The sequence below is a fragment of the Pseudarthrobacter sp. genome, from assembly GCF_036675385.1.
Taxonomy (GTDB): Bacteria; Actinomycetota; Actinomycetes; order Actinomycetales; family Micrococcaceae; genus Arthrobacter.
On record NZ_JAKFFD010000237.1, the window covers coordinates 1 to 11,533 of the forward strand.

Here is an 11,533-nt window from a genome sequence, read left to right on the forward strand (position 1 = left end):
CCGACGGCGGCGCTTTCGTCAGGTGAAAGGCCCGCCGCTGCGCGCGAACCGTACGCCTCCTCCCGCTGCACGTCATCGGCCTTGGGCCGGGCACCAAAGTCGGCGAACGCCGTCGTGCCTTCCTCCACCCGGGTGACCAGCCGCCCGGTGGTGAGTTCAGCACCGCCGGTGGCTCCCGTCGTCGTGCTCACTTCAACCTCGACGACGTCGCCCGGCTTGGCAACGGAGGCACCGGCGGGGGTGCCGGTCAGGATGATGTCGCCCTCCTCGAGCGTCAGCAGCTGGGAGAGGTCCGCGACGAGCCGGGCGAACGGGAAAAGCAGGTCCGCGGTGGTGTCGTCCTGGACGAGGTCGCCGTTGTGCCAGGTACGGATCCGTAGTTGGGCCGGATCCACGGCATCCGCGGGGATCAACCCGGGGCCGATCGGGGTAAAGCCGTCGCCGCCCTTGGACCGGAGGTTGGAGCCCTTATCTGCGTAGCGCAGATCGTAGACGCCGAGGTCGTTGCTGGCGGTCACCCATTCGACGTGGCTCCAGGCGTCCTCCACGCCTACCCGGCGGGCGGGCTTGCCGATGATCAGGGCGACCTCGCCCTCAAAACCGAGGAGTTCACAGCCTGCCGGACGCTCCACAACCGAAGGGGCTTCTGCCGAACCGAACGCCAGGGAGGACGGCGGCTTCAGGAAGTAGGAGGGCTGCTCCGGCGTGCGGCCGCGCTGGGCTGCCCGGCTGGGGTAATTGATGTGCACCGCGATGACCTTGCGGGCCGCGGCCAGGGTGTGGTCGGTGACCTGTTCCAAGAATTACTCCTCATCGAGTACGAAATCGTATACGAAGTAATATGGCAGAAATCCCTTGCGGCGTCAATGGGCGCGCGCCGGGGCCGTGGTGGTTCCCATCATGACGCGAGCAGGCGAGAGGCCCGGCCGGTTTTCCGGCCGAGCCTCTTGCCTGGGTCAAACCGCGGCGGCGGGCCTCACGGAGGGGGATGGCGACACGGTGATGCGGCTGATGGAGCGGATAGAGCGGAATTTGTCGGACTTTCCAGAACACCGCGAGGCCGGGTAGTTCGATGGCCGGGGTCCAAGGCCCATGACGGTAGGCCCGTTACGTTGCCGGCTTGGAAGGTGCACGTGACGAGTACGTCTCCGGGACAAGTCCGTCTTCCGAGGAAACGTGCGTTTGCATGCCGGGGACGATATCGGTGTTTTGGGCGCTTACGGCGAGCCAATGGCCGTTCGATCGTCGGGTGGCCGTGAAACTGATGACGCCGCGCCTCGTTCCTGATTTCTCCCCAGCGGGGTCAACCTGCCCGGTCATGGTCCACCTCGCGTGAACCACGGCCACGTCAGTGCCGAGGCCGCGGACCCTGACGCGCTCCAGCACCATCACGGTGTGCGGGATACTGGGCATTGGACAGAACTTTCGGCTAACTGAACGTCGAAGACACATTGGCGCGGCTGTCCTCATCAATATGCCCACAGGCCCGCGCGTACTGCTCGCCGATGACGGGCTGAAAGTCCGACGCCGGCGCCGCGGCAAGTGCCACCTGCCAGTCGGGACGGGCTCCCGTGAGTGCCCAGGCGGCCTGTGCTGCGGCACCGCGGGCCACGTATTCGTCGGGGCTTGGCACCACAACCGGCAGGTCAAACACCTGTGACGCGATCTTCTGTACCGCCGGGTTCTGCACGGCTCCGCCGATCAGCAGCAGCCGCCGCGCCGGGTAGCCCAAAGCCTGCAGGGCTGCCAGGCCGCCGGACAATCCGCACAGCATCCCTTCTATGGCCGCCCGGGCAATGTTGCTTCGGGTGGCGGACGCGATGCTGAGACCGTGCAGGCTGGCCTTGGCGTGCGGCAGGTTGGGGGTGCGTTCGCCCTCAAAATACGGCACGAGCACCACTCCATCTGCCCCGGGCGCAGCGTCCAATGCCAGCCTGGAGAGTTCATCAAAACCGACGTCCAGCAGCGTGGCCATGGAGCTCAGCACCCTGGCGGCGTTCAGCGTCACGGCGATGGGCAGATAGTCGCCGCCCGCGTCTGCAAAGCCGGCAACTGTTCCGCTGGGATCGTAACCAACCTCGGATGCGACGGCGAAGACTGTTCCGCTGGTGCCCACCGAGACCACCACATCCCCGGGCCTGGCGCCCAGACCCAGGGCCGCGGCTGCGTTATCCCCGGCGCCGGCGCCGAGCAGGATTTCAGCCCGCCCGCCGCCACCAGCGCCAGAAGCAGCGGCTGCGCCAGCACCGGTAGCGGAAGCCGAATCGCTACGAGGGCCAGCGCCGGCGTTGCTCCCGGTAAAACAGAGTGGATGAACACTGCCGGCGGCTTCGCCGGCAGCCAGCACGCGCGGCAGGATGACAGCGCCCCCGGCCGCGGGGGCAGCCGAAACAGGTGCAGCTCCAGCCGCTTCCTGAGGAGAGGCTTCGCGTGCGTTCCTGCCGAAGGCCAGCCGGAACAGCTCCACGTCATAGCTGCCGGAAGCGGGGCTCCAGTAGCCGGTCCCGCTGGCATCCGAGCGGTCCGTGGTGAGCGCCTCAAGATCTGGACCCAGCGGGCTGGCCCCGGCCGGACCGTATCCGCGCAGGCGCCAGCTCAGCCAGTCATGGGGGAGGGCAACGGCTGCCACCCTGGCCACACTTTCGGGCTCGTTGTCCCTGACCCAGCGGATCTTGGTGACCGTGAAGGATGCCACCGGCACCAGCCCGGTACGCCGGGCGAACTCCGCGGCCCCTACCTCGTCGATGAGTGCCGCTGCAGCTGCAGCGGAGCGGGTGTCATTCCACAGGAGCGCGGGCCGCACCACGTTTCCGTCGCGGTCCAGCAGCACCATACCGTGCTGCTGGCCCGCGACGGACAATGCGTCCACGTCCGCCAGCCCGCCGGCGTCCTCGATGGCTTCGTCTAGGGCCCGCCACCAATGGTCAGGATGGACTTCTGTCCCTTCCGGGTGGCTCGCCCGGCCCTCGCGGACCAGGACACCGCTTTGGGCGTCCAGGACCGCAACCTTGCAACTTTGGGTAGAGGAGTCAACCCCGGCAACGAGGTTCAAGGAAGCAGCCGCCACAGTATCAGCGCGCTCCGAGAAGGTGCTCGATGAAGAGCTGCTGCAGCCGCACGAAGCCGAAGCCCTTGCCGCCAAAGTAGGCATCGGCGTCGAAATCCTCGTAGGAAGCGCGGTCCGATCGCAGCTGCTCGTAGCCTTCACCGGGGTTGAGGGTGGGCTCATTGATTTGGGCAACGCGGGAAGCCAGCAGCGCTTCCTGCACTTCGGGGTCGGCACGGAAGGCCTTCGCGCGTTCCTTCAACAGCAGGTAGGTCTGCATGTTCGCGGCGGCGGAGTCCCACACGCCGTCGATGTCTTCGGTGCGGCTGGGCTTGTAGTCGAAGTGGCGGGGGCCGCTGTAGGCCGGTCCGCCGTCGGGGCCGCCGTTTTCGAGAAGGTCCACCAGGGAGAACGCGTTCTGCAGGTCGCCGTGGCCGAACACCAGGTCTTGGTCGAACTTGATGCTGCGCTGGCCGTTCAGGTCGATGTGGAACAGCTTGCCCTGGTACAAAGCCTGGGCAATGCCGTGGGTGAAGTTGAGACCGGCCATCTGCTCGTGGCCGGTCTCAGGGTTAACGCCCACGAGTTCCGGACGTTCCAGGGTCTCGATGAACGCAAGGGCGTGTCCCAGGGTGGGGAGCAGGATGTCGCCGCGGGGTTCGTTCGGCTTCGGTTCGATGGCGAAGCGGATGTTGTAGCCCTTGTCCGTGACGTAGTCGCCGAGCAGATTCACGGCCTCGCGGTAACGCTCCAGGGCGCCGCGGATGTCCTTGGCGGCGTCGTACTCGCTGCCCTCACGGCCTCCCCACATCACGAACGTTTCGGCGCCGAGTTCAGCTGCGAGGTCGATGTTGTCCAGCACTTTGCGCAAGGCGAAGCGGCGCACGCCCCGGTCATTGCTCGTGAAGCCGCCGTCCTTGAAGACCGGGTGGCTGAACAGATTCGTGGTGACCATGGGAACGATCATCCCCGTGGACTTGAGCGCACCGGTCAGCCGGTCGATCTCACGCTGGCGATCAGCTGCCGAGCAGCCAAAGGGAAAGAGATCGTTGTCGTGGAAGGTGATGCCGTAGGCACCCAGATCACTCAGCTTGTTGACGGCTTCGACGGTGTCCAGGGGCGGACGGGTGGCAGAACCGAACTGGTCCTGGGCCTCCCAGCCGACCGTCCAAAGGCCGAAGGAAAACTTGTCTTCGCGGGTGGGCTGAATCGTCATTGAATGCTCCGTTAGTAGGTATGAAGAGGAGTGCGTACGGCGTCCCTTTGATGAGTCGCAGCATTTTGTTCTGCACACAAACATATTAGGAATTTCCGTAATGTCAACCACTACGCACTGCTGGGTTCTGAATGCCCACTCCCTCGAAATCTCTGGTTTTGCGCACCAGCAGCTGTTATGTTGTATAGAACACCAAACCTGAAAACCAGACTCCATGGAGGACGCAGACCGTGACTGAACAACGTGTGCAGGAACGGAACTGGGCCGGAAACCTCGGCTACCAGGCGGAGCGGATCGCACACCCGCGCACCGTGGCGGAGCTGCAGGAACTCGTGGCCGGAGCCCGGACCATCCGCGCCCTGGGATCCCGTCATTCGTTCAACGACATCGCCGACACTTCCGGCACGCTGGCGGCCCTGGACCTGCTGGATCCGGCCATCACCGTCGATGCTGAGAACATGACCGTCACCGTGAGCGGAGGCGCGCGGTACGGGACGCTCGCCGCTGAGCTGCAGCGGCAAGGCTTCGCCCTGCACAACCTGGCCTCGCTGCCCCACATTTCGGTGGCCGGTGCGGTGGCCACGGCCACGCACGGCTCCGGTGACGGCAACGGGAATCTGGCCACCGCCGTCGCCGGTTTGGAACTGGTGACAGCCGACGGCGGCATCCTCACCGCCCGCCGCAGCGAGACCATGGACTTTGACGGCATAGTAGTGGGACTCGGCGCCCTGGGAATCGTCAGCAGCGTGACCCTGGACATCGAGCCGGCCTTCCATGTTGCCCAGCACGTTTTTAAGAACCTGGACTGGGAGCAGGTTCTGGAGAATTTCGACGGCGTCACCTCCTCCGCGTACAGCGTCAGCCTCTTCACCGACTGGAGCGGCAGTACCGTAGGGCAAGCCTGGCTGAAAAGCCGGTTGCCGGATCTGAAAGGGGATGCCGTCAGGCGGGACTTCTTCGGCGGCACCCCGGCCCTGTCGGCCCGGCATCCGCTCCCGGGCGTCTCCGGAAGCAACTGCACGGAACAACTCGGCGTGCCGGGGCCGTGGTCGGACCGGCTTGCCCACTTCAGGATGGAATTCACGCCCAGCAAGGGCGACGAACTCCAGTCCGAGTACCTGGTGCCCCGGGAACACGCTGTGGATGCCATCCGCACGCTGCGCAAACTCTCCGGGGTCCTGACTCCCTTGCTCCTGGTCTCCGAGATCCGCACGATTGCTGCCGACCGGCTCTGGCTGAGCCCAAATTATGGTCGCGACGGCATCGGCCTGCACTTCACCTGGCGGCAGGACCAGCCTGCGGTGGAGGCGGTACTGCCACTGCTTGAGGCGGAGCTGGCGCCCTTTGCCGCACGGCCTCACTGGGGCAAGCTGTTCGACGGCGGTGCTGCCGCCGTCGGGCCCCTGTACCCACACTTCGATGACTTCAGGGCCCTGGCCGGCCGGCTGGATCCGGCCGGAAAGTTCCGCAACCGGTTCCTGGACTACGCGGTCTTCGGCTCCTGATATTGTCACGGATGATGTCCTCAGCAACCCGCCTCCCCGCAACGGCCAGCGATCCCGATCCGTCGCGGCGGAACAACCTTGCCCTGATCGCGACCCTGGTGCACCACCATGGTGTCCTCAGCCGAGCGGAGCTGACCAGACGGACCGGGCTGAACAGGTCCACGGTGGGGACGCTGGTGGGCCAGCTGGTGGCCCTCGGACTCGTCTATGAAGCGGCGCCGTCCGGCGAGGCCCAGGTTGGCCGTCCGAGCCCGGACGTAAGGCCTGATCCGTCCACGGCGGCATTGGCCGTGAACCCGGAAGTGGACGCCGTCACCATCGGGCTGGTGAGCCTGGGCGGAAAAGTCCAGAAGAAAATCCGTTTCGCCACGGAGCGGATCCCCACCGCCAAGGAAGCAGTCAACATCGCTGCCGCAGTCATTGCAGGGATGCGGTCGGAGCTCGATGCGTCCTACCGGATCGTTGGCATCGGCTTGGCAGTGCCCGGCCTGGTCAACCGTGCCGACGGGGTGGTCCGCCACGCCCCCCATTTGGGTTGGCGCGACGAACCCGTGGCCCGGATGATGGGCGAGGCCACCGGCTACCCGTGCCTGGCGGACAACGATGCCTCCCTGGGTGCGGAAGCCGAGCTCATTTTCGGGGCCGGCGCCGGACGCGGCAACCTGGTCTACCTCAACGGCGGCGCCAGCGGCATCGGCGGCGGCGTTATTGCCGACGGGGCGTTGCTGCGCGGGTCCGCCGGATATGCCGGCGAACTCGGACACACCTTCGTGCGCACCGACGGTAAGATCTGCCACTGCGGTGCCTCCGGCTGCCTCGAAACCGAGGTGTCCCAGTCCCGGCTCTTTGACCTGGCCGGGCTCGGCGGCGGCGACGCCAGCCAGCTCGAAGCGGCCCTCCGCTCGAAAGCCAGTGCGGAGCTGGCCGCGGAAGTGGCCCGCCAACTGGGCTATCTGGGCATCACCCTGCGCAACGCGGTCAACACGTTCAACCCGGACGCGATCGTCCTCGATGGGTTCCTGGGCATTCTGCACGCACTCTCGCCTGACACGCTGGACGGCCTGATCCGGACCCAGGCCCTGGACGAGGCGGCGGGCCGGGCCAGGATCTACCGTGCCGCGCTGGGCTCCGATCTTATGATGATCGGGGCTGCCGAACTGGCGTTTACCCGATTACTCGCGGACCCGGCAGGCATCACTGCCCTGCCCGCACCTCCTGCGAAGGTGCGCTGAGCGGCCTGAGGACGGCACCTCCCCGTGGGCGGGCGTGCCCGGGGCAGTGCTCACGGCGCACGCTGCTTTCCGCATCGATCACGGCCATAGAATATTTGACAGCACCTTGTCTTCCACCGAAGGGTCCCTCGCATGGGCAACACCATTGACCGACGCCAGCCACGCCTGGAGGACGTGGCAGCGCGGGCAAAAGTGTCCCACCAGACGGTCTCGCGGGTCATCAACAACCACCCCAATGTCAGCAGCGCCACCAGGGAGAAAGTGGAAGCGGCGATTGCGGAACTCGGCTACCGGCGCAACACCGCCGCCAGGAGCCTGGTCACCCGGCGTTCGCAAACCATAGGTGTCCTCGCGGCCGAAATGGGGCAGTACGGCCCGGCCAACACCCTTCTCGGAGTCCAGCAGGCTGCCAGGGAGGCCGGTTACTTTGTGAGCATCGAGGCCATCAAGGAGGCCGGAGCGGATGCCATCTCGGACGCCGTCCGCCATCTCACGGACCAGGGCGCGGACGGGATCATCGTCATTGTGCCCCACGACGGTACCGTTCAGGCGCTGGAGGGCCTCACCCTGGACGTTCCCGTGATCCTTGTGGGTGCCGCCGGTGGGGGCCTCTTCAGCGGAGCGTTGGTGGACCAGAAGCTCGGGGCGCGCCTGGCGGTCTCGCACTTGATCGACCTGGGGCACCGGCGGATCGGGCATGTTTCCGGGCCCCAGGACTGGGTTGATGGCAGGTCACGTGCCGAGGGGTGGGGTGAGCGGCTCCGCGAGGCCGGCCTGGCTGATGACCTGTTGATCGAAGGGGACTGGAGCGCCGGCAGCGGGTACCGGATCGGCCGGCAGCTTGCCGCTGAGCGCACGGCAACGGCCCTGTTTGTGGGCAACGACCAGATGGCCCTGGGCCTGCTGCGCGCCTTCAGCGAAGCGGGGGTCCGCGTGCCCGACGACGTCTCAGTGGTGGGCTTCGACGACCAGCCTGAGTCGGGCTACTTCACGCCGCCCCTGACCACCGTGCGCCAGGACTTCGAGGAACTCGGCAGGCGCTGCATGGCCGTTATGCTGAACGCCCTTGAGGGCGGCGCGGGCGCTGGCACCATCATGGTGGAGCCGGAGCTGGTTGTCCGCAGCAGCACGTCCGCTCCCGCCTGAACCCTTCCTGATCTTCCCAGCCATAACCCCGACACTTGACGTGCCAATTGTTAGCGCTCACAATTGAATCAATCCGCGCTCACCGGACCAGCTATTTGGAGGACTTCATGGACGTCACAGTGGACGGCACAGACAACTACGTCATCGGCGTGGACTACGGAACGCTTTCGGGACGGGCCGTTGTGGTCCGGGTCCGTGACGGCAAGGAACTGGGCAGCGGTGTCTTCGACTATCCGCACGCCGTGGTCACCGATGCTTTGCCGGCGGATGTGGCGGGTGATGCGGGCGACGGCGCCGCCCGGCTTCCCGGGGAATGGGCACTTCAAGTGCCGAACGACTACCGCGACGTCCTCCGCCACGCCGTCCCCGCAGCGATCGTAGACGCCGGGATCAACCCGGCGGCCGTCATCGGAATTGCCACTGACTTCACGGCCTGCACCATGGTTCCGGTCAAGGCAAACGGTACCCCGCTCAACGAACTGCCCGGCTTTGCCAGCCGCCCGCACGCTTACGTGAAGCTGTGGCGGCACCACGCCGCGCAGCCGCAGGCGGACCGGATCAACGCCCTGGCCGCCGAGCGCGGCGAAGCCTGGCTGCCGCGCTACGGGGGACTGATTTCCTCCGAGTGGGAATTCGCCAAGGGCCTGCAGTTGCTGGAGGAGGACCCGGAAGCCTACGCCGCCATGGACCACTGGGTGGAGGCGGCCGACTGGATCGTCTGGCAGCTTTGCGGCCAGTACGTTCGCAACGCCTGCACCGCTGGTTACAAGGGCATCTACCAGGACGGCCGGTACCCCTCCGAGGACTTCCTCGCCGCGCTGAACCCGGAATTCAAGGACTTCGTCAGGACCAAACTTGAACACACCATCGGGCGCCTCGGCGACGCCGCGGGCTACTTGACCGCCGAGGCCGCCGCCTGGACCGGACTGCCGGAAGGCATTGCCGTGGCCGTCGGCAACGTGGACGCCCATGTCACCGCCCCGGCCGCAAAAGCCGTGGAGCCGGGGCAGCTGGTGGCCATCATGGGCACCTCCACCTGCCACGTGATGAACGGCGCCGAACTGCGGGAAGTCCCGGGCATGTGCGGCGTGGTGGACGGCGGGATCGTGGACGGCCTCTGGGGTTACGAGGCCGGACAGTCCGGCGTAGGCGACATCTTCGGCTGGTTCACCAACAACGGTGTCCCGCCGGAATACCACCAGGCGGCGGCCGCGGCAGGCCTGGGCATCCACGAATACCTCACCGAACTCGCCGCACAACAGGCCATCGGTGAGCACGGCCTCATCGCCCTGGACTGGCACTCGGGGAACCGTTCGGTGCTGGTGGACCACGAGCTCTCCGGCGTGGTGGTGGGCCAGACGCTCGCCACCAAGCCCGAGGACACCTACCGCGCGCTGCTGGAGGCCACGGCCTTCGGCACCCGCACCATCGTGGATGCCTTCCGCGATTCCGGGGTGCCCGTCAAGGAGTTCATCGTGGCCGGCGGCCTGCTGAAGAACAAGCTGCTCATGCAGATCTACGCCGACATCACCGGCCTGCAGCTTTCGACCATTGGCTCAACCCAGGGTCCGGCGCTGGGATCGGCCATCCATGCCGCCGTTGCGGCCGGGAAGTACGCCAATATCCGCGAAGCCGCGGCCGCCATGGGCTCAGAACCCGGCGACGTCTACACACCGATCCCGAAGAACGTGGCGGCCTACGAGGAACTGTTCCAGGAATACCGGACACTCCACGACTACTTCGGCCGGGGAGCCAATGACGTGATGCACCGGCTTAAGGCCATCCAGCGCAACGCCACCAATGTACTCGTTGCTGCCGGAGCCTCCGCATGAGCACCGCGACCGTAAAGACACCGGACACCATCGCCCGGATCCGGCAGGAAGTCTGCACCCTGCACGCCGAACTGACCCGCTACGGGCTGGTGGTGTGGACGGCAGGCAATGTCTCCGCGCGCGTTCCAGGCCATAACCTGATGGTCATTAAGCCGTCCGGCGTTTCCTACGATGACCTCACGCCCGAACAGATGGTGGTCACCGACCTCTACGGCGTGCCCGTGGATGGCGATGCGGACGGTGAGTGGGGCAACCCGCCGCTGTCGCCGTCGTCGGACACCGCGGCGCACGCATATGTCTACCGGCACATGCCCGACGTCGGCGGTGTGGTGCACACGCACTCCACCTACGCCACGGCGTGGGCAGCCCGGGGCGAGTCGATTCCGTGCGTGCTGACCATGATGAGCGATGAGTTCGGCGGGCCTATCCCGGTGGGGCCGTTCGCGCTGATCGGTGACGACTCGATCGGGCAGGGAATTGTGGAGACGCTGAAGAATTCCACCTCACCCGCGGTCCTGATGCAGAACCACGGCCCGTTCACCATCGGCAAGGACGCCCGTTCCGCAGTGAAGGCCGCCGTGATGTGCGAGGAAGTGGCGCGCACCGTCCATGTCGCACGCCAGCTCGGCGAACCTATCGCCATCGACCAGTCCCGGATCGACTCCCTCTACGCCCGCTACCAGAACGTCTACGGCCAGTAACTGCCGCCGTCGGCCCAGCCCCGAACTTTCACAGGAGAAAACCATGAACGACGCCAACAGCACGTCCCTCGGCCACTACGAGGTCTGGTTCCTCACCGGCAGCCAGCACCTCTACGGCGACGACGTCCTCAAGCAGGTCGCCGCCCAGTCGCAGGAGATTGCCGCCGCGCTGAACGCCTCCTCCGACGTCCCCGTCAAGGTGGTCTGGAAGCCGGTCCTCACTGATTCGGACGCCATCCGCCGCACCGCGCTGGAAGCGAACTCGGACGATTCCGTGATCGGTGTGACGGCGTGGATGCACACGTTCTCCCCGGCCAAGATGTGGATCCAGGGCCTGGACCTGCTGCGCAAGCCGCTTCTGCACCTGCACACGCAGGCCAATGTTGAGCTGCCCTGGGCGGACATCGACTTCGACTTCATGAACCTGAACCAGGCCGCCCACGGCGACCGCGAGTTCGGCTACATCCAGTCCCGCCTCGGCATTCCCCGCAAGACCGTGGTGGGCCACGTGTCCAACCCGGAAGTCTCGCGTCAGGTGGGCGTGTGGCAGCGGGCGTCGGCCGGCTGGGCCGCGGTCCGGACCCTCAAGCTGACCCGCTTCGGTGACAACATGCGCAACGTCGCCGTCACCGAAGGCGACAAGACCGAAGCGGAGCTGCGCTTCGGCGTCTCCGTGAACACGTGGTCCGTCAACGAACTCGCCGACGCCGTGCACGGCGCCGCAGAGTCCGACGTCGACGCCCTGGTTGCGGAATACGAGAGCCTCTACGAGGTGGTCCCGGAACTCCGCGCCGGGGGAGCGCGGCACGAGTCGCTGCGATACAGCGCCCGGATCGAACTGGGGCTGCGCAGCTT

The 11,533-nt window shown here is 66.4% G+C and carries 10 protein-coding genes; 6 read left to right on the forward strand and 4 right to left on the reverse strand.

Going from position 1 to position 11,533, the window contains the following annotated elements:
• From V6M49_RS19740 to xylA, 4 genes are all read right to left on the reverse strand, one after another.
• Nucleotides 1–800, reverse strand: an 800-nt coding sequence (locus tag V6M49_RS19740; RefSeq protein ID WP_332762865.1) for a fumarylacetoacetate hydrolase family protein, incomplete at its 3' end; no start/stop codon positions are given.
• A 307-nt stretch (nucleotides 801–1,107) separates the two neighbouring features.
• Nucleotides 1,108–1,413 carry a DUF4440 domain-containing protein gene (locus V6M49_RS19745; RefSeq protein ID WP_332762867.1) on the reverse strand — a complete coding sequence of 102 codons (306 nt, stop codon included), beginning with the start codon at nucleotides 1,411–1,413 and terminating at the stop codon, nucleotides 1,108–1,110.
• A 16-nt stretch (nucleotides 1,414–1,429) separates the two neighbouring features.
• Nucleotides 1,430–3,052, reverse strand: coding sequence for an FGGY family carbohydrate kinase (locus V6M49_RS19750; RefSeq protein WP_332762869.1), 1,623 nt, complete (start codon nucleotides 3,050–3,052; stop codon nucleotides 1,430–1,432).
• A 19-nt stretch (nucleotides 3,053–3,071) separates the two neighbouring features.
• Complete coding sequence (gene xylA / locus V6M49_RS19755; RefSeq protein ID WP_141140504.1) at nucleotides 3,072–4,262, reverse strand: xylose isomerase; 1,191 nt, start codon at nucleotides 4,260–4,262, stop codon at nucleotides 3,072–3,074.
• A 230-nt stretch (nucleotides 4,263–4,492) separates the two neighbouring features.
• On the opposite strand from xylA, the gene V6M49_RS19760 reads away from it, so the two are divergent.
• The 6 genes from V6M49_RS19760 to V6M49_RS19785 all read left to right on the forward strand — a co-directional run.
• On the forward strand, nucleotides 4,493–5,767 hold the full coding sequence (locus V6M49_RS19760) for an FAD-binding protein (protein WP_332762871.1): 1,275 nt from the start codon (nucleotides 4,493–4,495) through the stop codon (nucleotides 5,765–5,767).
• 11 nt (nucleotides 5,768–5,778) lie between these two features.
• Nucleotides 5,779–6,999, forward strand: coding sequence for an ROK family transcriptional regulator (locus tag V6M49_RS19765; protein WP_141140505.1), 1,221 nt, complete (start codon nucleotides 5,779–5,781; stop codon nucleotides 6,997–6,999).
• Between the two features lie 132 nt (nucleotides 7,000–7,131).
• A complete protein-coding gene (locus V6M49_RS19770) occupies nucleotides 7,132–8,145 on the forward strand; it encodes a LacI family DNA-binding transcriptional regulator (RefSeq protein ID WP_141140506.1) in 1,014 nt (337 codons plus the stop codon).
• A 107-nt stretch (nucleotides 8,146–8,252) separates the two neighbouring features.
• Nucleotides 8,253–9,977 (forward strand): ribulokinase, encoded by a 1,725-nt coding sequence (gene araB / locus V6M49_RS19775; protein WP_332762874.1) that lies wholly within the window; start codon nucleotides 8,253–8,255, stop codon nucleotides 9,975–9,977.
• Nucleotides 9,974–10,678, forward strand: coding sequence for an L-ribulose-5-phosphate 4-epimerase (locus V6M49_RS19780; RefSeq protein WP_332762876.1), 705 nt, complete (start codon nucleotides 9,974–9,976; stop codon nucleotides 10,676–10,678). The genes araB and V6M49_RS19780 overlap by 4 nt, the downstream gene beginning before the upstream one ends.
• A gap of 43 nt (nucleotides 10,679–10,721) precedes the next feature.
• On the forward strand, nucleotides 10,722–11,533 hold an 812-nt coding region (locus V6M49_RS19785; protein WP_442959774.1), incomplete at its 3' end, for an L-arabinose isomerase family protein.